Origin of the sequence: Herbaspirillum sp. NPDC087042, from assembly GCF_044745245.1 — a bacterium.
Classification (GTDB): Bacteria; Pseudomonadota; Gammaproteobacteria; order Burkholderiales; family Burkholderiaceae_D; genus Herbaspirillum.
Genome location: NZ_JBIUZW010000013.1, coordinates 164,456 through 185,323, shown reverse-complemented (window position 1 = coordinate 185,323; position 20,868 = coordinate 164,456). Strand labels below are relative to the sequence as shown.

Here is a 20,868-nt window from a genome sequence, read left to right as displayed (position 1 = left end):
GAGACCAGGACGTTGATAGGTCAGGTGTGGAAGCGCAGTAATGCGTTAAGCTAACTGATACTAATTGCCCGTGCGGCTTGTTCCTATAACATTAGCTCTGTTATAGACGAGTTGAGCATATATTGTGTTTGCCCTAGTGCATCACACCCCAGAATCTAATTACTTCTTCCAGTTTGAGTTGCTTGCTGCTCCGTTCGAGAGCAAGTGGCTATACAAGTTATGCCTGATGACTATAGCAAGTTGGTACCACCCCTTCCCATCCCGAACAGGACCGTGAAACGACTTCGCGCCGATGATAGTGCTGCAACCAGTGTGAAAGTAGGTCATCGTCAGGCTTGTTACTCCCAAGAACCCTCGTTACGTAAGTAGCGAGGGTTTTTGCTTTGGGCGAACGAAATGTCGAGGCCACCAGCGCATGGCATGTTCGTCATTCCCCACGCATCCCACTACTGCCTCCTCGCAATCAGATTTGATCACCCGCAGAAAACTAACTATTGCGCCTTGTGATCGAGATCTGCCGGTGTCAGCACCGGTCAGCAGATTCTCATGAACATGCTTGCCGCAGCACTGCCGAAAGTCGCATGATCGGGTAAAGTGATTGTCGGCAGGCAAGGTGTGGAGAACCAATCCGTTTTTTGTAAATCTTTTAGAGATATCGCCATCGCTTGCCGCCAATGTCATTGGTCAACCTTCAGGCAGGAGCACGGATGTCTTCAGTCATACCAGATCAAGCGCTAACGGATCCAGCAAGCCAGGCAAGCTCTTCAATGCCTTCGCCACGTGCCAACGGCAAGCCCGTCATTGCCGTGGTAGGGCTGTCCAACCGCCCTGAACGTGCCAGCTATGACGTAGCTGCCTACATGCAGGCAGCTGGCTATCGCATCGTTGCCGTCAATCCGATGTATGCCGGTCAGGTCATCCTGGGTGAGCACTGCCATGCCAGCCTGCAGGAAGCCAACGCGGCCTTGGCGACAGAGGGCTTGAGGATCTCGATTGTCGATTGCTTCCGCAAATCTTCCGACATTCCCCCGGTAGTGGAAGAGGCCATCGCCATCCACGCCGAATGCGTATGGATGCAACTCGACATCATCAACGAACCCGCCGCCACCCAGGCACGCGCCGCCGGCCTGCAGGTCATCATGGACAAATGCATCAAGATCGAACATCGCCTGGGCAATACCCTGGGGGTGTTGTAACGCAGTGCCGGGTACACGTGAGCAAGCTCTTCCATAACGACAAAGCGAGACAGCATGGCAAAGAAGATCGGCCCGCAATTCATCGTCCATCCCAAGACCCTGCTCAAGGAGAGCGACGCCACCACCAAGCCGCTCTCCAGCGGCGACAAGGAAAAGGACCGCGCCACCATCCAGCGCCTGGCCGCGGACATCGGCGTACAGCAGCAGATGCTCTATGCCGGCCACAAGCACAAGGTGCTGGTGGTGTTGCAGGGCATGGATACCAGTGGCAAGGATGGCACCGTCAACGACGTGTTTGCCGCAGTCAATCCGCAGGGCATCCGCATCGCCAACTTCAAGGGCCCCACGGCCATCGAACTGTCGCATGACTATCTGTGGCGGGTCCATGCCCAGGTGCCGGTAGCGGGGGAGATCGCGGTGTTCAATCGAAGTCACTACGAGGATGTGCTGATCACCCGCGTGCATGACTGGATCGACGAGAAGGAATGCAAGCGTCGCTATCGTCAGATCAACGATTTCGAACGCATGCTGTGGGAAACCGGTACCGTGGTCTTGAAGTTCTTCCTGCACATCTCCAAGGGCGAACAGAAGGCGCGTCTGCAGTCGCGCATCGATGATCCCAACAAGCACTGGAAATTCGATCCGCAGGACCTGGCCGAACGCAAGTACTGGGATGCCTACCAGCAGCGCTACCAGGAAGTCCTGCGCGCCACCAGTACCTTGCATGCGCCCTGGTACGTGGTGCCGGCCGATTCCAAGACCCACCGCAACCTGATGGTGGCCAACGTGGTCCTGGAGACCCTGCAGAAGCTGAAACTGAAATTCCCGGATCCCAAGCCGGAACTGAAGGACCTCAAGTTCGACTGAGCGGGATCCGGATGAGGGCGATGAGGCGTCTTACTTGAGCCACTTGTCGAAGATCTGCTGGTACTGCCCGGTGGCCTTGGCCAGGTGCAGCCAGGTATCGACATAGGCCTTGAAGGCGACATCGCCGCGCGGCAGCAGGTAGGCCTTCTCGGCAAACTGCAGCGGCTGGTCCGGCGTGACCGGGCACAGCTCGGGATGCAGCTTGGATTGCCACAGGGTCTCGCTGGCGTCGGTGACCATCACATCGGCACGGCCATCGACGATCTGCTGGAAGATGGTCACGTTGTCCGGGTGCAGCAGCAGCGTCGCATGCTTGTAGCGGGCACGTGCGAAGCGCTCGTTGGTGCCACCCGGGTTGACGATGGCGCGCGTACCCGGCTGGTCGATCATGTCGAAGTTGCGGAACTTGTCCTTGTCGGCACAGCGGATGATGGGGGCCTTGCCATCGACCATGGTCGGCTCGGAGAAGGCCGCTGTCTTCGCGCGATCGAGCGTGATGGAGACGCCGCCCATGGCGATGTCGCATTGGGCGATGAAGTCATTCATCAGCGTGCTCCAGGTGGTCTTGATGAACTGGGCTTCCACGCCCAGCGACTTGGCCAGCGCCTGGCCCAGCTCCACGTCCATGCCCTCGAAGCTCTGGTCGGGACGGTAGTAGGTAAAGGGCTTGTAGTCGCCGGTCATGCAGATGCGCAGCTTGCCAGCCTTGAGTACCTGATCCAGGCGCGAAGGGGCTGCGTCATCGGCCAGGGCCGGGCGCAACGACAGTGAAACCAGGGCCAGGCCGGCCAGGATGGCGGCGCTGATGAGTTTTTTCATGGGGTCTCCTCTCCATTGTGATGCGGGAATGATGATGGGGCAGGTCATCTGCCTGCTTCTTGCGGTCTGGTGCCGCCGCTGCGAATGATAGCAAATGCCAACGGGCACATCGCGCATTGGGGCTGCCACGACCTGCGTCAATATACGTCTACGCGGATAGTGACAATTAGCCCGGAAGCGCCTGGCGTTGGGTGAGATAATGACGGATTGTCGTCAGTTCGCATTGCAGGCCGACCATGTCTTCTACTACTTCGATGTCCACCTTCGCTCCGCTCAAAAACGATACCTTCCTGCGCGCCCTGTTGCGCCAGCCTACTGAATACACGCCGCTGTGGCTGATGCGCCAGGCTGGCCGCTACCTGCCGGAATACCGCGCCACGCGCGCCCGCGCGGGCTCCTTCATGGGCCTGGCGACCAATCCGGATTACGCCACCGAGGTCACGCTGCAGCCGCTGGAGCGCTATCCGCTGGACGCCGCCATCCTGTTCTCGGACATCCTCACCGTCCCCGATGCCATGGGCCTGGGCCTGTACTTCGCCGATGGCGAAGGCCCCAAGTTCCAGCGTCCCTTGCGTGATGAAGCCGCCGTGATGGCGCTGCAGACACCGGACCTGGGCAAGCTCAACTACGTCTTCGATGCCGTCACCCAGATCCGCCGTGAACTCGATGGCCGGGTACCGCTGATCGGCTTCTCCGGCAGCCCCTGGACGCTGGCCTGCTACATGGTCGAGGGCGGTGGCTCGGACGATTTCCGCCTGGTCAAGAGCATGCTCTATGGCCGTCCGGACCTGATGCACCACATCCTCAAGACCAATGCCGATGCCGTGGCGGCCTACCTGAATGCGCAGATCGCCGCCGGCGCGCAGGCCGTGATGATCTTCGATACCTGGGGTGGGGCCCTGGCCGATGGCATCTACCAGCAATTCTCCCTGGCCTACATGGAGCAGGTGGTCAGCCAGTTGCAGCGTGAGCGCGACGGCCAGCGTATCCCGGTGATCGTCTTCACCAAGGGCGGTGGCCTGTGGCTGGAACAGATCGCCGCCATCGGGACCGATGCCGTCGGCCTGGACTGGACCGTCAACCTGGGCGAAGCCCGCCGCCGCGTGGGTGACAAGGTTGCCCTGCAAGGCAATCTGGACCCCAATGTGCTCTTCGCCGGCGACGAAGCCATCCGCACCGAGGTGCGCAAGCTGCTGGAGTCCTTCGGCAAGCCTGGCGCCGGCAGCGGCCACGTGTTCAATCTGGGTCATGGCATCTCCCAGCACACCCCGCCGGAGGCCGTGGCAACGCTGGCGCAGGCGGTCCACGAGATCAGCCGTTCGATGCGCGCCTGAATTGGCGCGTATTTGTCCTTATTTGTTCGCTTCTGCACAGATGGAAGAGATAATGTGACTCCCGTGGCAACTATCGCGTGACTTATGCACACTCTGCCGCCTTTTCTCTCTGAGAATAAATTTTATTTGCATATGAAGAGTTGTGCCGAGCCCATCTCTCTAAGTCATTGATTTTCTTCGATTTAATTTGATGACGTAATTGTGGAAACGGTTGCTAAGCCGCTTCAGGCTTGGTCTCGGGACTTGTCAAGATGCACTTATCAACAAAGTTATCCACAATCACTGTGCATAAAGTTCAAAAGCGTTTACAAAACCGCCGTTTAGGGCGCTTTGTGACGTTTTACTTTAAGTTTGTAGGACAAGTGCCGATCTCGCGTGCCGGAGATAGACGGGATTTATTTAAAGGGCGGGTCTTGACAAATACCCGGCCGGCAGATCGGGATTTGGACTTATGCACATTCGGAGGCCATCGCACATGCACAAATCTTCTTAGCAAAAATATTTTCCAGACTTTGGGTTGGAAGGCCAAGTCATTGATTTTATTGGATTAAATTTTTGCCCCGGATTTGGGCAATTCCTTGAAAGCCGCAGCCAGACTAGCGATGGTCATGTCAAGTGGCAGTTGTCCCCAAAGTTATCCACAGCATGTGTGGATAGCTCGAAAACCAACATTGAAACCGTGGCTTAGCCCGATTAATCAGGATTTACATTAAGTTCGTGGAACAACGCATCCTTCAGGTCGCCCTCGATGCACCCCTGCACACCGTCTTCGACTACCGTTGGCAAGCACAGGCAGAGGACGACACGGTGCCGGCCGTCGGTCAACTGGTGGTCGTCCCGTTTGGCCGTCGCGAGGCCGTAGGCGTGGTGGTCGGGCAAGACGCGCACACGGACCTGGATCCGCAGAAGATCAAGAATGTGATCGCCGTACGCAAGGAGTTGCCGCCCATGTCGGCGCACTGGCTGGTGCTGTGCGGTTTCGCTGCCGACTACTACCAGCGTCCGCTAGGCGAAGTGATGCTGCCGGGCCTGCCCAAGAACCTGCGGGCGCTGACGACGGTGGCGCTGGACAAGGCGCTCAAGGCCCTGGGCCAGATCAGTACGCCCAGGAAGACACGTGCCCGGTCCAAGGCGGCCAGGCTGGCCGAGGAGAACGAAGCCGTTTCCGCTCCTGCCCCTGCTCCCGACCCCATGCAGTTTGGCGAGGCGCCGGCCTTGAACGCCGCCCAGCAGGCCGCGGCTGACGCCATCTCCGGCGCCGAGGGCTTTGCGCCGCTGCTGCTGTATGGCGTCACCGGCAGTGGCAAGACCGAGGTTTATCTGCAGGCGGCGGCGGCCATCCTGCGCCGCGCGGCCGAGCGCGGCGAGCGCGCCCAGATCCTGGTGCTGGTGCCTGAAATCAACCTCACACCGCAGCTGGAAGGCAATATCCGCGCACGTTTCCCGCATCTCAACGTGGTGTCGCTGCACAGCGCCCTGGCCGAGGGCGAGCGCGCCCGCAACTGGCTGGCCGCGCACCTGGGCCAGGCGCAGATCATATTGGGTACGCGCCTGGCCATCCTGTCATCCTTGCCGTCGCTGCAGCTCATCGTCATCGACGAGGAACACGATCCCTCCTACAAGCAGCAGGAAGGCCTGCGCTATTCGGCACGCGACCTGGCCGTATGGCGCGCGCACCAGCTGGGCATCCCGGTGGTGCTGGGCTCGGCCACGCCGTCGCTGGAAACCTGGCAGCATGCCCAGGCCGGGCGCTACCGCCGCCTCGAACTGCGTCAGCGCGCCGCCCGCCAGGCGGTCCTGCCCAGCGTCAAGGTGATCGACATGGAGCGCGACAAGCCCGTCGATGGCCTGACCTCGACCCTGATCGCCGCCGTGCGCAAGCGCCTGGAGCAGGGTGAGCAATCGCTGCTGTTCCTGAACCGGCGCGGTTATGCGCCGGTGCTGGCCTGCGATGCCTGTGGCTGGATCAGCAACTGCATGCGCTGCGATGCCTTCATGGTGGTGCACCGTCCCGAGCGTCGGCTGCGCTGCCACCATTGCAGCCTGGAATTGCACATTCCCCGCGCCTGCCCGACCTGCGGCAATGTCGATCTGCAACCCCTGGGGCGCGGCACGCAGCGGGTGGAGGAGGGCTTGCAGGCGATCTTCCCCGAAGCCCGGGTGTTGCGCATCGATGCCGATTCGACCCGGCTGAAGGGCTCGGCCCAGAGCGCCTTCGACAGCGTGCACCGGGGTGAGGTGGATATCCTGATCGGCACGCAGATGGTGGCCAAGGGCCATGACTTCAAAAAGCTGACCCTGGTGGGCGTGCTCAATCCCGATACTGCGCTGTTCTCGCACGACTACCGCGCCAGCGAGCGCCTGTTCGCACAACTGATGCAGGTGGCCGGCCGCGCCGGACGGGCGGGGCTGTCAGCCGATGGCAGCTCGGGCGAAGTGCTGATCCAGACGCGCTATCCGCATCATCCGCTGTACCAGGCGGTGATGCGTCACGACTATGACGGCTTTGCCGGCACCCTGCTGGACGAGCGGCGCCAGGCCTGCTTCCCGCCCTTCATGTACCAGGCGCTGCTGCGTGCCGAGGCACGCGAGCTGGAGCTGGCCATGACTTTCCTGAAGGATGCCTCGACGCTGCTGGAGGACCCCGCCATCATCGTCAACGAACCCATCCCGATGACGATGATGCGGGTCGCCAACGTGGAACGCGCCCAGCTGCTGCTGGAGTGCGCCTCGCGCCCGGCCCTGCAGGCCTTCCTCAAGCAATGGCTGGCGCTGTTGCGGCAGGTGAAGACGCGCGCGCGCTGGTCGCTGGAAGTCGATCCCGTCGATATCTGAGCCGCTGGCGCCATCGATGCGGCGTTTCGTCGCATCCTGCTGGGCGGGACCGGGAAGGCGCGTTACCTTGGCGCCTGTTCCCTTGCCCCATGTCGGCTGTCCAACCGCGGAGTTGCTCATGATCCTCGCCATTCTTTCCCACACCCCCACCTGGGTCTGGCTGTTGCTGGCCTTCCTGCTCTATCGCGGCCTGCAGGCCACGCGCACCCGTGAAAGCGCCCTGTGGCGCGCGCTGCTGTTGCCGCTGGCGATGTGTGCCCTGTCGGTGACCGGCTTGCTGCAGGGCCTGGCCAGCCATGCGCTGGCTTCCGGCCTGGGTGCGCTGGCGCTGCTGGCAGCGGCCTGGCTGGGTTTCCACGGCCAGGCCGTGCGCCGCATCAGCGTCGATCGGGCAAGCCAGCGCCTGGTATTGCCCGGCAGCTGGCAACCGCTGTTGCTGACCGTCAGCATCTTCGTGGTCAAGTACAGCGCGGCCGTGGCACTGGCCCTGCATCCGGCGCTGGCCGCCCAGGCCTGGTTTACGTTGCCGCTGGCACTGGTGTATGGCGCTTTTGCGGGCCTGTTTGCGGGCCGGATGTTGCGAATCATGCATCTTTACTGGCGTGCCTGGAGCGATGCCGGGCAGACGCCGGCTGCTGCGGGCTAAGACCAGCGGGCAGGGGAAGCGCAAGTTCGGGCAAAAAGGCGGTCCCGGCCATCCCCGGAGGCGCAAAGCAGGTCGGCAAGCCGGTATAATCTCGGCTGCTCAACCAATTTCAAGCGATTCCTCCGCGCGGCGCACGGTGAGCAAGTCCGGCGCCACGGCCGCTTCCGCTTTACCCCTCATTCCCATGCTCGCACAACAGAAACAACGCATCTCCGACCTGTTCTCGTCCGCATTGCAGCCGCTCCTGGCCGGCACCGACCTGACGCCGACCATCACGCTGGAGCGTCCGCGTGACGTCACGCACGGCGACATCGCCTGCAACGTGGCCATGCAGCTGGCCAAGCCGCTGAAGAAGAATCCGCGTGAACTGGCGCAAGCCATCGTCGCCGCCGTCATGGCCGATCCGGCGCGCGAGGGTCTGGTGGAGTCCGTCGAGATCGCCGGCCCCGGCTTCATCAACCTGCGCGTGGCCGCAGCGGCCAAGCAGGCGGTGGTCAAGGCGATCCATGAGCAGGGCGCCGATTTCGGCCGCGGCAGCGCCGGTGCCGGCAAGAAGGTGCTGGTCGAGTTCGTCTCGGCCAACCCGACCGGACCGCTGCACGTGGGCCACGGCCGCCAGGGCGCGCTGGGCGATGCGCTGTCGTCGCTGCTGGACGCCCAGGGCTACGACGTGCTGCGCGAGTTCTACTACAACGATGCCGGCGTGCAGATCGCCACGCTGGCGACCTCCGTGCAGGCCCGCGCGCGCGGCTTCAAGCCGGGTGATGCGCAGTGGCCCGAGTCGGCCTACAACGGCGACTACATCGCCGATATCGCGCGCGACTTCCTGGACAAGAAGACCGTCTCGGCCACCGATGGTGAACCGGCCACCGGCAGCGGCGACGTCGAGGACATCGATTCGATCCGTCGCTTTGCCGTGGCCTATCTGCGCCACGAGCAGGACCTGGACCTGCAGGCCTTCGGCGTGAAGTTCGACAACTACTACCTGGAATCCTCGCTCTACGCCGATGGCAAGGTCGCCGCCGCCGTGGATGCGCTGGTGGCCGCCGGCAAGACCTACGAGCAGGATGGCGCGCTGTGGCTGCGCACCACCGACTATGGCGACGACAAGGATCGCGTCATGAAGAAGACCGACGGCACCTATACCTATTTCGTGCCCGACGTCGCCTACCACATCAACAAATGGCAGCGCGGTTACGGCAAGGTCATCAATATCCAGGGCAGTGATCACCACGGCACCATCGCGCGCGTGCGCGCCGGCCTGCAGGCCGCCGGTGTGGGTATCCCGCAAGGCTATCCCGACTACGTGCTGCACAAGATGGTCACCGTCATGCGCAACGGCGAAGAGGTCAAGATCTCCAAGCGTGCCGGCTCCTACGTCACCCTGCGCGACCTGATCGAATGGTCGGCCGGCGAGGCCGTCGAAGGCCAGGAACGCGACCTCACCCGTGGTCGCGATGCGGTGCGCTTCTTCCTCATCTCGCGCAAGGCCGATACCGAATTCGTGTTCGACGTCGACCTGGCGCTGGCGCAGTCCGACGAAAACCCGGTCTACTACGTGCAGTACGCACATGCGCGCATCTGCACCGTGCTGGGCAAGTGGGGCGGCAACGAGGATGAGCTCAAGTCCGTCGCCGATCTCTCGCCGCTGACCGCACCACGCGAAGCCACGCTGCTGGCCAAGCTGGCCGAGTATCCGGAGATGCTGGCACACGCCCTGCAGGAGCTGGGACCGCACCAGGTCGCCTTCTATCTGCGCGATCTGGCAGGCGAACTGCATAGCTACTACAATGCGGAACGCGTGCTGGTGGACGATGTCCCAACCAGGTCTGCACGCCTGGCACTGTTGTCCGCCACCCGCCAGGTGCTGCGCAACGGCCTGGCGCTGCTGGGTGTATCGGCCCCTGCCAGAATGTAAAACAAGCTCCTAGACAAGAGAAACGTGAAACCGTTGAACGCGAAATATCACAAGCAGGCCGGCGGTACGCTGCTCGGCCTGATCCTGGGTTTGATCGTCGGCCTGGGGATTGCCGTGGGTGTGGCGCTGATGATCACCAAGTCGCCCATCCCCTTCGTCAACAAGGTGGTGCGCCCCGAGCGCACCGATCCGACGCCGGCCCAGGCGGCTGATCCCAACCGTCCGCTCTACGGCAATCGCGACATCGCCCGCGAGGCCGCGCGTGACCAGCAGCAGTCGCAGACCCCGGTGCCGCCCAATACCGCTGCGGCCCAGCCGGCCACGCCGCCAGCTGCAGCGCCGACGCCGGCCCAGCCTGCACCTGCACCGGCCAAGCAGCCGGAGAGCAAGCAGGCCGATGCCAAGCCATCGGCGTCGTCCTCCTCGGCCTCGTCCAAGAGCGATGCCGCCGATGACAAGTGGACCTACTTCCTGCAGACCGGTGCCTTCCGTGACCAGGCCGATGCCGACAGCGCCCGCGCCAAGCTGGCCCTGCTGGGCTTCGAAGCCAAGGTGACCGAGCGCACCGCCGACAGCGGCGTGCTCTATCGCGTGCGCATCGGTCCCTTCGAGCATGCCGATGCGATGAACCGTACGCGCAGCAAGCTGTCCGATAACGGGGTCGATGCCGCCATCGTGCGCATTCCCAAGTAAAAGAACGTACCGAGCAAGCCAGCGACGCCGGACAGGGATAGCCGGCGCCGCAGGCGGGGCAGGCCGGCCATCCGGGCGGGCCTTACCGAACATCCATCAGAGAGGGTAATACCATGCGTTTCCATCAAAAGCTGCTGGCAGCCGTCAGCTTTGGCGTGCTGGCCTGGTCGGCCAGCGTCGGTGTGCAGGCCTCCCCGGCCAATCCGCAAGTGGGCAGCGACTATCGCGTGCTGGAGCAGGCCCAGCCTACCGATTCGGGCAACAAGGTCGAGGTCACCGAGTTCTTCTGGTTCGATTGCCCGCACTGCGCGGCCTGGGATCCGTCGCTGACGGCCTGGGTCAAGAAGCAGGGTGACAAGATCAACTTCAAGAAGGTGCCGGTGGCCTTCCGCGACAGCTTCGTGCCGCAGCAGAAGCTGTACTACACGCTCGAAGCCATGGGTAAGGCCGAAGAGCTGGGCCCCAAGATCTTCCATGCGATCCACGTCGAAGGTCAGCGCATCAATACCGACAAGACCATCCTGGCCTACATCGAGAAGATCGGCCTGGACAAGCAGAAATTCCTCGACCTGTACAATTCCTTCGGCGTGCAGACCAAGGTCCGTCGCGCAGCCCAGCTGCAGGAATCCTACAAGGTCGATGGCGTGCCGATGATCGCCATCGATGGCCGTTACGTGACCTCGCCCTCGGTGGTTGGCGTGGCGCTGGCCAACCAGCCCGAATCGATGCAGCAGGCCGCGGCCCTGCAGGTGATGGATCACCTGGTGGCCAAGGCCGCCGCCGAGAAGAGCAGCGGCGCGGCAGCCAAGAAGAAGTAAGCCTGCCCCACCGTCGACGGTCCGCGTCCGCAAGGGCGCGGGCCGTTTTCATTTTGATCGCGCGTCGTCGCGCTTTGCATTGCTACGAGGAGCAGGCATGTCATCCCTTCCCACGCTGAGCGGCCCGTTGCGGGTCTTCCTGACCGGGGCGTCCAGCGGTATCGGCATGGCGCTGGCCCGCGCATATGCGGCGCAGGGTGCCAGCCTGGGCCTGGTGGCCCGGCGCGGGACCGAGCTCGATGCCTTGCGGGCCAGCCTGCCCCATCCGGAGCGGCATCGCGTCTATGCGCTCGATGTCACCGACCATGCCGCGCTGGCGGCTGCCGCCGAGTCCTTCATGGCCGAGTTCGGTGGCGCCGATGTGGTCATCGCCAATGCCGGCATCTCGCAGGGCACCCTGACCGAATACCAGGAAGACCTGGCCGCCTTCGAGCGCATCCTGGCCGTCAATGTCACGGCCACCTTTGCCACCTTTACGCCCTTCGTGGCGCGCATGAAGGCGCTGCCCGAGGCACAGCGGCGGCGCTGCCGGCTGGTGGGCATCGGCAGCGTGGCCGGAATCCGCGGCCTGCCCGGTGCCGAGGCCTACAGTGCTTCCAAGGCTGCCGTCATCAGTTACTGTGAATCGCTGCGGGTGGAATTACGGGCTTCCGGCATCAAGGTGGTGACCATCGCCCCGGGCTATATCGATACACCGATGACCCGCGTGAACACCTACCCCATGCCCTTCCTGATGCCGGTGGAGCGCTTCGCCGAGCGTAGCGTGGCCAGCATCGCCGAAGGCGTGAGCTATCGCGTCATCCCTTGGCAGATGGGCGTGGTGGCCAAGCTGCTCAGGCTGCTGCCGAACTGGCTGTACGATATGGCCTTCGCCCGCGCCCCGCACAAGACACGCAACCTCTAGCAACCCGATATCGCGGTGCCTGGCGCCGCGCCTGGAGTTATTCATGAAGATCATTTTCGCCGGTACACCGGAATTCGCCGCGGTCGCGCTTGAAGCGCTCTACGCGGCTGGCCACGAGATCACCCTGGTGCTGACCCAGCCGGATCGCCCGGCCGGGCGCGGCATGCAATTGCAGGCTTCGCCGGTGAAGCAGTGCGCGCTGAAGCACGGCACGCCGGTGGCGCAGCCGGTATCGCTGCGCCTCAACGGCAAGTATCCCGAGGTGGCGCAGGAGGCGCATGCGCTGCTGCAATCCACACCGCATGATGTGATGGTGGTGGCGGCCTATGGCCTGATCCTGCCGCGCAGCGTGCTCGATATCCCGCGTTACGGCTGCATCAACATCCACGGTTCGCTGCTGCCGCGCTGGCGCGGTGCTGCGCCCATCCATCGCGCCATTGAAGCGGGTGACGCCGAGACCGGCATCACCATCATGCAGATGGAAGAGGGCCTCGACACCGGTCCGATGATGTTGATCGAAAGCCTGCCCATCCTGGCCGATGACACCACCGGCAGCCTGCACGACAAGCTGGCCGCGCTGGGCGGCCGGATGATCGTGGAAGCCATGGAAAAACTGGAGCGCGGCGAGCTGCCGGCCACTCCGCAGCCGGAGGAGGGCGCCAACTACGCCGCCAAGATCGCCAAGGAAGAAGCGGCGCTGGATTTCAGCCAGAATGCAGAACAACTGGCGCGCCGCATCCGCGCCTTCAACCCCTTCCCCGGCGCCACCGGGCGCTTCGGCGACACCGTGGTCAAGCTGTGGCAGGCGCGTCCGGTGACCGTAGCGCAGCGGGGCGAACCCGGCCAGGTGTTGTCGGCCGATGCCCAGGCCGGCATCGTGGTGGCCTGCGGCGAGGGGGCATTGCTGCTGACCGAATTGCAGAAGCCGGGCGGCAAGCGCCTGCCGGCAGCGGAATTCCTGAAGGGCTTCCCGCTGGAAGGCGGCCGCTTCGCCTGAGGTTCGCTCAGGCGTATGGCTTGAGCACGTGCGGCAGATGCCGCCAGAACAGCTCCGCGCCCAGATGGACGCGGGCTTGCCAGTCATCGGCGGCGTCGTCGTCGGCACCGTCGGTGACGAACTTGAAGGCCCGCCACGGTAGACCGAAATGGTGGCAGACGCGGGCAATGGCAAACAATTCCATGTCCACCAGGTCCACTTGCTGCGCCACCAGCCAGTCATCGGCGGCCGTCACGAAGCTGTCGCCGGTGCCGCACAGCACGCCCGGATAGCCGGACTCCAGGCGCGGCGGTTGTTGCTCCTGATTCATCAGCGGCGTCACACCACGCGGTGCCAGCGGCATGGCGGCCATGTCGCGCTGGATCACGGCCGCCACTTCCAGCAGGCCATCGTGCAGCGGATCGATCTTGCCGGCCGTGCCGAAATTGATCACCGCACGTGGCCGCCGCTCCAGGATGGCCAGGGTGGCATGCAGCGCGGCATTGACTTTGCCCACGCCGCAATACACCACTTCCACCCCGGCAGGGGCATCGGCGGCCTTGAGTTCGCTTTCCAGGGCGGTCAGGATCAGGATGGGTTGACGGTCTGGCATTTTTATAAAAAGTTAACGTATTGCAACGATGGCCGGCCGCAAAGGCCGGCCGGACGCGGGAGGAAGGGCGCTTTCGCGTATAATTTGGCTCTATTTTTCGCCTGAAAACCGGTCTGTACCCAGGCCGGTTTTTTGACCTGCCGGTGGGGAGGGCAGGCCCGCATTGTTGCCGTAACCAGAGAAAAACGCCAGATGAAGCCGAACGAACTGTGCCAGACCGAATTGCTGCTGCGCGACCTGATGTCCAAGCGCATCCTCATCCTCGATGGCGCCATGGGCACCATGATCCAGCAGTACAAGCTGACGGAAGAGGATTATCGCGGCCAGCGTTTCGCCGGGTTCAGCGTTCCCGGCAAGGACCTGTTCGTCAAGGGCAACAATGAACTGCTCTCGCTGACCCAGCCGCACATCATCCAGGAAATCCACGAGCAATACCTGGCCGCCGGTGCCGACCTGATCGAGACCAACACCTTCGGCGCCACCAGCGTGGCCCAGGACGACTACCACATGGCGCATCTGGTCTACGAGATGAACCTGGAGTCGGCCCGCCTGGCCCGTGCCGCCTGCGACAAGTACTCGACACCGGACAAGCCCCGCTTCGTTGCCGGCGCCCTGGGCCCCACGCCCAAGACCGCCTCGATCTCGCCGGACGTCAACGACCCGGCCGCCCGCAACGTGACTTTCGATCAACTGGTGAGTGCGTACCTGGAACAGACGCGCGCGCTGGTCGAAGGTGGCGCCGATGTGCTGCTGGTCGAGACCATCTTCGATACCCTCAACTGCAAGGCGGCGCTGTTCGCCATCGATACCTTCTTCGAGGAAAGCGGCAAGCGCCTGCCCATCATGATCTCGGGCACCGTCACCGACGCCTCCGGCCGCATCCTGTCGGGCCAGACCGTGACCGCCTTCTGGAATTCCATCCGTCATGCGCGACCGCTGACGGTGGGCCTGAACTGCGCGCTGGGCGCGGCCCTGATGCGTCCCTATGCGGAAGAGTTGTCGCGCATCGCCGATACCTACGTCTGCATCTACCCCAATGCCGGCCTGCCCAATCCGATGAGCGACACCGGCTTTGACGAGACGCCCGATGTCACCTCGGCGCTGTTGAAGGAATTCGCCGAGAGCGGTTTCGTCAACGTCGCCGGCGGCTGCTGTGGCACCACGCCGCCGCACATCAAGGCCATTGCCGAGACGGTGGCCACCATCGCCCCGCGCAAGCTGCCGGAAAACAGCCACGAGATGCGCCTGTCGGGCCTGGAGCCCTTCACCATCAACGACCAGTCGCTGTACGTGAACGTCGGCGAGCGCACCAACGTGACCGGCTCCAAGGCCTTCGCCCGCCTGATCCTGAACGAACAGTATGACGAGGCCCTGGCCGTGGCCCGCCAGCAGGTCGAGAACGGCGCCCAGATCATCGACATCAACATGGACGAGGCGATGCTCGATTCGGTCGCCGCCATGACGCGCTTCCTGAACCTGATCGCCTCCGAGCCGGACATCGCGCGCGTGCCCATCATGATCGACTCCTCCAAGTGGGAAGTCATCGAGGCCGGCCTGAAGTGCGTGCAGGGCAAGTCCATCGTCAACTCCATCTCGATGAAGGAAGGCGAGGAAAAATTCCTGCGCGAAGCCAAGCTGTGCCGTCGCTACGGTGCCGCCGTCATCGTGATGGCCTTCGATGAAGTGGGACAGGCCGATACCTTCGCGCGCAAGATCGAGATCTGCGAGCGCGCCTATCGCCTGCTGGTGGACAAGCTGGACTTCCCGCCCGAGGACATCATCTTCGACCCCAACATCTTCGCGGTCGCAACCGGCATCGAGGAACACAACAACTACGCGGTCGATTTCATCAACGCCACCCGCTGGATCCACGAGAACCTGCCCTATGCCAAGATCAGCGGCGGCGTCTCCAACGTGTCCTTCAGCTTCCGTGGCAATGACCCGGCGCGCGAGGCCATCCACACGGTCTTCCTGTATCACGCCATCAAGGCCGGCATGACCATGGGCATCGTCAACGCCGGCATGATCGGCGTCTACGACGACCTGCCGGCCGAGTTGCGCGAGCGCGTCGAGGACGTGGTGCTCAATCGCCGCGACGACGCCACCGAGCGCATGATCGAATTCGCCGCCAATCTCAAGGCTGGCGACAAGAAGGAAGAAGCTACCTTGGAGTGGCGCAGCGAACCGGTCGCCAAGCGCCTTTCGCATGCGCTGGTCCATGGCATCACGCAATGGATCGTGGAAGATACCGAAGAGGCGCGCCAGCAGATCGCCGCCGACGGTGGTCGTCCCATCCATGTGATCGAAGGTCCGCTGATGGATGGCATGAACGTGGTCGGCGACCTGTTCGGCCAGGGCAAGATGTTCCTGCCGCAGGTGGTCAAGTCGGCCCGCGTGATGAAGCAGGCCGTGGCCCACCTGATCCCCTTCATCGAGGAAGAGAAGCGCCAGCTCGAGATCACCACCGGCGAGGTCGCCAAGCCCAAGGGCAAGATCGTGATCGCCACCGTCAAGGGTGACGTCCATGACATCGGCAAGAACATCGTCACCGTGGTCCTCCAGTGCAACAACTTCGAGGTGGTCAACATGGGCGTGATGGTGCCCTGCGCCGAGATCCTGGCCAAGGCCAAGGAAGAGAAGGCCGACATCATCGGCCTGTCCGGCCTGATCACGCCCTCGCTGGAAGAGATGGCCTACGTGGCCAAGGAAATGCAGCGCGACCCGTACTTCGCCGGCCTGAAGATGCCGCTGATGATCGGTGGCGCCACCACCTCACGTGCACACACGGCCGTCAAGATTGCCCCCAACTACGAAGGTCCGGTGGTCTATGTGCCGGATGCCTCGCGCGCCGTCTCGGTGGCAGCGTCGCTGTTGACCGATGAGCAGAAGGGGACCTACGTGGCCGAGCTCAACGCCGACTACCAACGCATCCGTGAGCAGCACGCCAGCAAGAAGGCCGCGCCCATGCTGACCCTGGCGGCTGCCCGCGCCAACAAGACCAGGCTGGAGTTCGCGCCGGTCAAGCCCAAGTTCATTGGCCGCCGCCTGTTCAAGAATGTCGACCTGGCCCTGCTGGCCAACTACATCGACTGGGGCCCGTTCTTCCAGACCTGGGACCTGGCCGGTCCTTATCCCGCCATCCTCAGCGATGAAGTGGTGGGCGAGGCCGCCACCAAGGTCTTCGAAGAAGCCCAGGCGATGTTGAAGAAGATCATCGACGGCCGTTGGCTCACCGCCAATGGCGTCATCTCGCTGCTGCCGGCCAACACCGTCAACGACGACGACATCGAGATCTACACCGATGACAGCCGCAGCCAGGTCGCCTTCACCTACTACGGCCTGCGCCAGCAGACCGAGAAGCCGGTGGTCGATGGCGTGGCGCGTCCCAACCAGTGCCTGTCGGACTTCATCGCTCCCAAGGACTCCGGCATCCAGGATTACATCGGCATGTTCGCCGTGACCGCGGGCCTGGGTATCGAGAAGTACGAGAAGCGCTTCGAGGACGCCCATGACGATTACTCCTCCATCATGCTCAAGGCCCTGGCCGACCGCCTGGCCGAAGCCTTCGCCGAATACCTGCATGAGCGCGTGCGCAAGGACCTGTGGGGCTATGCCGCCGACGAGGCACTCTCCAGCGTCGACCTCATCAAGGAAAAGTACCTGGGCATCCGCCCCGCGCCCGGCTATCCGGCCTGCCCCGAACACACCGTCAAGGCCGATGCCTTCCGCGCCATGCAGTGTGACGAGATCGGCATGCAGCTGACCGAGTCCTATGCCATGTTCCCGGGGGCGTCGGTATCGGGCTTCTACCTGGCCCATCCGCAATCGAAGTACTTCGTGGTCGGCAAGATCGGTGCCGACCAGGTCGAGGACATGGCCCAGCGCCGCCAGGTCGCGCGGGAAGACCTGGAGCGCTGGCTCGCGCCCAACCTCTAAGCTTTGCCCCGCCCGGCTGCGTGCCGGGCGGGTTTGTTGTCGTTCTTGTTGTTGTCCTTGTATTCGGCAGCCGTCCTGCTATCATCCACGCCCGCCGTTCCGTAGCCCCGCTTTAGCCATGATCGATTCCGCCGACCACGTCACCCATGCACTGCCCGTGACCGTGGCCATGCGTCTGCATTTCTCGGACGGAAAATCGCGTGCCATCTTCACCGTCGACCTGGTGCAGGATCTGCTGGGTGACTGGGTGCTCACCCAGGCCTGGGATGGCGGCGAGATGCGCAGCGCCGCGCGGCGCACCGTGGTGGCTGGCCATGAGGCCGGCTTGCTGATGCTGCAGAAGATCGCTCGCCACAAGGAGCGCATGGGCTATCAGCAAGTCCATCTCTACCACGTCGGCTAGTTTTTCCCGGCCCCGCCTTTTGCAGCCCTGCCTGCAAGGCCGGCGCTTGCATGTTAGTCTGCAAGGCTTGCACCAATCGAGTGCGGGACGTGGCCGGGGACAACATCATCATTCCATCCCGGCCAGCACCACCATAATTTTATAAAAAATTAGCCGGAGATCACCTTGGATACCCCTCCATCCAGTACCTTGTCTGCTGCATCCAGCCGCGCCAGCCACTCTGACCTGCACCAGGTCGATTCCTCCTATGCGGTGATGCGCCTGTGCATCACGATGGTCCTGATGATCGTCGGCGCCAGCGGCATGTATGTGATGGCCGTGGTCTTGCCGGCGGTGCAGACGCATTTCCAGGTCGATCGCGGCCTGGCCTCCATGCCCTATACCCTCACCATGCTGGGCGTGGGCGTGGGGGGCCTGCTGATGGGCCGCATGGCCGACCGTTCCGGCATCACCCGTCCGCTGCTGCTGGGCGGCGCCTGCCTGGGCGGTGGTTTCATCGCCGCCGCGCTGGCGCCCAACATCTGGTTCTTCATGGCGGCCCACTGTATCCTGATCGGCCTCCTGGGCACGGCCTGTACCTTTTCGCCGCTGGTGGCCGATACCTCGATGTGGTTCCGCAAGCGCCGTGGCATTGCCGTGGCGGTGTGCGCCAGCGGCAACTACCTGGGCGGCGCGATCTGGCCGCCCATCGTCCAGCATTTCGTCGATAGCGTGGGCTGGCAGCAGACCTACATCGGCCTGGGCATCATCTGTGCCGTCGTGATGTGTACGCTGGCGCTGTTCATGCGCGCCCGTCCGCCGGCACAGGAGAGCGGTGCCACGGCCGCGCACAGCGGTGGGGGCGCGCGGCCCTTCGGGCTGGCGCCAGGTTCGGCGCAATTGCTGTTGTGCGTGGCCGGTGTGGCCTGTTGCGTGGCCATGGCCATGCCCCAGGTGCATATCGTGGCCTATTGCGGCGACCTCGGCTATGGTCCGGCGCGTGGCGCCCAGATGCTCTCGCTGATGCTGGCCTGCGGCGTGGTCAGCCGGCTGGTCTCGGGGGCCATCTGCGACCGTATCGGCGGGCTGCGCACGCTGTTGCTGGGTTCCATGCTGCAGGGCCTGTCGCTGCTGCTGTTCCTGCCCTTTGACAGCCTGGCCTCCCTGTATGTGATTTCGGCCCTGTTCGGCCTGTTCCAGGGGGGCATCGTGCCGTCCTACGCCATCATTGTGCGCGAGTATTTCCCGGCGGCCGAGACCGGCCAGCGGGTGGGCGCGGCCATCATGGCGACCATGTTCGGCATGGCGCTGGGCGGCTGGATGTCGGGCAAGATCTTCGACATGACCGGCTCCTACCATGCCGCCTTCGCCAACGGCATCGGCTGGAACCTGCTCAACTTCGCCATTGCGGCGCTGCTGCTCATGCGTGCGCGCAGCATGCATCTGCGCACCGCCTGAACGCCGGTGCGTGCGTGGAGTTGGCAGCGTAGCGGCTTTCGGCTACGCTGCCAGCTCCAGCTTCTTCTGTCCTTTTTTCTCCCATGCTGATCCTCTTCCTCAAAGCGGTCGTGCTGATCCCGATCACGCTCTTGCCCATCCTTAATCCCCTGGGCATTGCGCCGGTGTTCGCCAACCTGCTGGGCAATGTCAGCCGCAGCACCGAGCAGCGCATCGCGCGCCAGGTCGCCATCAATTGCTGGTTCATGCTGGTGGCGGCGATCTTCATCGGTTCGCATGTGCTGACCTTCTTCGGCATCTCGCTGCCCATCGTGCGCGTCGGCGGTGGCTTGCTGGTGGCGGTGTCGGGCTGGAAACTGCTCAACGACAACAGCCAGGACAACGCCATTCCCACCCAGGTCGCCAAGACCTATGACGAGGATCTGCCCGACGAGGAGATCAAGGCGCGCAGCTTCTATCCCATGAGCTTCCCGCTCACCGTGGGGCCGGGCACCATTGCCGCTTCCATCACGCTGGGCGCCAATACACCCACGCGCCTGCTGGACTGGGTCATCTCGGTGGGAAGCGCGGCCCTGGGTGCGGCACTGACCTCGCTGGTGATCTTCCTGTGCTACAACTACGCGCACAAGCTGGTCAAGCTGATGGGCCGCCTGGGCACCATGGTGGTGTTGCGCCTGTCGGCCTTCATCCTGCTGTGCATCGGCATCCAGATCTTCTGGTCGGGGATGGCGGCCTTGCTGGCCGAGGCTGGGATCAGTGGCGTGGCGCCGTAAGGGCGCATGGTAGGGGGAGGGGCAGTCGGGGGCTATTTCAGCCAGCCCAGTTCATCCAGGGCATCCTGCACCAGCTCCAGCCGCAGCAGCGGATTGTCCAGCGCCAGCAGGCTCTGCTTCATGTCGACGGTGATGGGCATCATCTCGGCCCAGCGGTTGGCGACCCAGCCGCAATCGTCCAGGCGGAACGGCGCGGCAATCGGGACTTCGCTGTCCGGCAGGCCCTGACGCATGACCGATTGCAGCAGGTCGTCCAGCGCCCGCGCAGTATTGCGCAATTCTTCCGGGATGATGACGGCGCGGTCGCTCTCCATCATCTCCACTTCGGCTGTCCACAGGCCATGCTTGTGCTGCTCGGCCTGCAGGATGCGGAAGCGTTCGCCGCCGCTACAGGCGATGCGCATCAAGCCCGGCGAAGGGGTGGACCATTCCCTGATGCGCGCCAGCGTACCCACGCCGACGAAGCGCTCGCTGTGGCCGGGACGGCGCACCTCCGAGCCTTCGGTCAGGGCGACCACGCCAAAACCGCTACCCTCGGCGATGCATTTGCCGATCATGTCCAGGTAGCGGACCTCGAAGATCTGCAGCGGCAGCCGCCCTTCGGGAAAGAGCGTGCTGGCCAGCGGAAACAGCGGGATGGTCTGCGCCGAGATCGGCGGACGGGGAGTGGCGGGCGCGGCCGGCATGGTCACTCCGGCCG

General features: G+C 63.5%; 17 protein-coding genes and 2 rRNA genes. 16 read left to right on the top strand and 3 right to left on the bottom strand.

Annotation, left to right across the window (positions count from 1 at the left end; translation table 11 throughout):
• From ACIPHN_RS18385 to ACIPHN_RS18370, 4 genes are all read left to right on the top strand, one after another.
• Positions 1-85: ribosomal RNA gene (locus ACIPHN_RS18385) — 23S ribosomal RNA — on the top strand; the annotation flags it as partial.
• A gap of 137 nt (positions 86-222) precedes the next feature.
• A 5S ribosomal RNA gene (gene rrf / locus ACIPHN_RS18380) occupies positions 223-335 on the top strand.
• Positions 336-767: 432 nt separating this feature from the next.
• Positions 768-1,196 carry a CoA-binding protein gene (locus ACIPHN_RS18375; RefSeq protein WP_400438324.1) on the top strand — a complete coding sequence of 143 codons (429 nt, stop codon included), beginning with the start codon at positions 768-770 and terminating at the stop codon, positions 1,194-1,196.
• A gap of 54 nt (positions 1,197-1,250) precedes the next feature.
• Positions 1,251-2,063 carry a polyphosphate kinase 2 family protein gene (locus ACIPHN_RS18370; RefSeq protein WP_400438322.1) on the top strand — a complete coding sequence of 271 codons (813 nt, stop codon included), beginning with the start codon at positions 1,251-1,253 and terminating at the stop codon, positions 2,061-2,063.
• Positions 2,064-2,093: 30 nt separating this feature from the next.
• Here the strand turns inward: ACIPHN_RS18370 and ACIPHN_RS18365 are convergent, their stop codons facing one another.
• Positions 2,094-2,882 carry a transporter substrate-binding domain-containing protein gene (locus tag ACIPHN_RS18365; protein ID WP_400438320.1) on the bottom strand — a complete coding sequence of 263 codons (789 nt, stop codon included), beginning with the start codon at positions 2,880-2,882 and terminating at the stop codon, positions 2,094-2,096.
• 236 nt (positions 2,883-3,118) lie between these two features.
• Between ACIPHN_RS18365 and hemE the strand changes: the two genes are divergently transcribed.
• The 8 genes from hemE (at position 3,119) to fmt (ending at position 13,027) form a co-directional block, all read left to right on the top strand.
• On the top strand, positions 3,119-4,216 hold the full coding sequence (hemE, locus tag ACIPHN_RS18360) for a uroporphyrinogen decarboxylase (protein WP_400438319.1): 1,098 nt from the start codon (positions 3,119-3,121) through the stop codon (positions 4,214-4,216).
• 717 nt (positions 4,217-4,933) lie between these two features.
• Positions 4,934-7,051, top strand: a complete 2,118-nt coding sequence (locus ACIPHN_RS18355; RefSeq protein WP_400438317.1) for a primosomal protein N' — start codon at positions 4,934-4,936, stop codon at positions 7,049-7,051.
• A gap of 118 nt (positions 7,052-7,169) precedes the next feature.
• Positions 7,170-7,697 (top strand): DUF6622 family protein, encoded by a 528-nt coding sequence (locus tag ACIPHN_RS18350; protein ID WP_400438315.1) that lies wholly within the window; start codon positions 7,170-7,172, stop codon positions 7,695-7,697.
• 184 nt (positions 7,698-7,881) lie between these two features.
• On the top strand, positions 7,882-9,615 hold the full coding sequence (gene argS / locus ACIPHN_RS18345) for an arginine--tRNA ligase (protein ID WP_400438313.1): 1,734 nt from the start codon (positions 7,882-7,884) through the stop codon (positions 9,613-9,615).
• A gap of 24 nt (positions 9,616-9,639) precedes the next feature.
• Positions 9,640-10,308, top strand: a complete 669-nt coding sequence (locus ACIPHN_RS18340) for an SPOR domain-containing protein (RefSeq protein WP_400438311.1) — start codon at positions 9,640-9,642, stop codon at positions 10,306-10,308.
• A 113-nt stretch (positions 10,309-10,421) separates the two neighbouring features.
• Positions 10,422-11,126 (top strand): thiol:disulfide interchange protein DsbA/DsbL, encoded by a 705-nt coding sequence (locus tag ACIPHN_RS18335; RefSeq protein WP_400438309.1) that lies wholly within the window; start codon positions 10,422-10,424, stop codon positions 11,124-11,126.
• Between the two features lie 97 nt (positions 11,127-11,223).
• On the top strand, positions 11,224-12,030 hold the full coding sequence (locus ACIPHN_RS18330; protein ID WP_400438307.1) for an SDR family oxidoreductase: 807 nt from the start codon (positions 11,224-11,226) through the stop codon (positions 12,028-12,030).
• 43 nt (positions 12,031-12,073) lie between these two features.
• The gene (gene fmt / locus ACIPHN_RS18325) at positions 12,074-13,027 is read left to right on the top strand and encodes a methionyl-tRNA formyltransferase (RefSeq protein ID WP_400438305.1); all 954 of its coding nucleotides are present in this window, start codon (positions 12,074-12,076) and stop codon (positions 13,025-13,027) included.
• A 7-nt stretch (positions 13,028-13,034) separates the two neighbouring features.
• Here fmt and ACIPHN_RS18320 read toward each other — a convergent pair whose 3' ends face one another.
• Positions 13,035-13,619 (bottom strand): 5'-methylthioadenosine nucleosidase, encoded by a 585-nt coding sequence (locus tag ACIPHN_RS18320; RefSeq protein WP_400438303.1) that lies wholly within the window; start codon positions 13,617-13,619, stop codon positions 13,035-13,037.
• Between the two features lie 192 nt (positions 13,620-13,811).
• Between ACIPHN_RS18320 and metH the strand changes: the two genes are divergently transcribed.
• The 4 genes from metH to ACIPHN_RS18300 all read left to right on the top strand — a co-directional run bounded on the left by metH (position 13,812) and on the right by ACIPHN_RS18300 (position 20,168).
• Entirely contained in the window at positions 13,812-17,555 is a 3,744-nt protein-coding gene (gene metH, locus ACIPHN_RS18315) for a methionine synthase (RefSeq protein WP_400438301.1), read from the top strand.
• A 118-nt stretch (positions 17,556-17,673) separates the two neighbouring features.
• Complete coding sequence (locus ACIPHN_RS18310) at positions 17,674-17,958, top strand: hypothetical protein (RefSeq protein ID WP_400438299.1); 285 nt, start codon at positions 17,674-17,676, stop codon at positions 17,956-17,958.
• Between the two features lie 255 nt (positions 17,959-18,213).
• On the top strand, positions 18,214-19,395 hold the full coding sequence (locus ACIPHN_RS18305; RefSeq protein WP_400438335.1) for an MFS transporter: 1,182 nt from the start codon (positions 18,214-18,216) through the stop codon (positions 19,393-19,395).
• An 83-nt stretch (positions 19,396-19,478) separates the two neighbouring features.
• A complete protein-coding gene (locus tag ACIPHN_RS18300) occupies positions 19,479-20,168 on the top strand; it encodes a MarC family protein (protein WP_400438298.1) in 690 nt (229 codons plus the stop codon).
• A gap of 32 nt (positions 20,169-20,200) precedes the next feature.
• On the opposite strand, the gene ACIPHN_RS18295 is transcribed toward ACIPHN_RS18300, so the two are convergent.
• Positions 20,201-20,854 carry an LON peptidase substrate-binding domain-containing protein gene (locus ACIPHN_RS18295; RefSeq protein WP_400438296.1) on the bottom strand — a complete coding sequence of 218 codons (654 nt, stop codon included), beginning with the start codon at positions 20,852-20,854 and terminating at the stop codon, positions 20,201-20,203.
• Between the last annotated feature and the right edge of the window lie 14 nt (positions 20,855-20,868).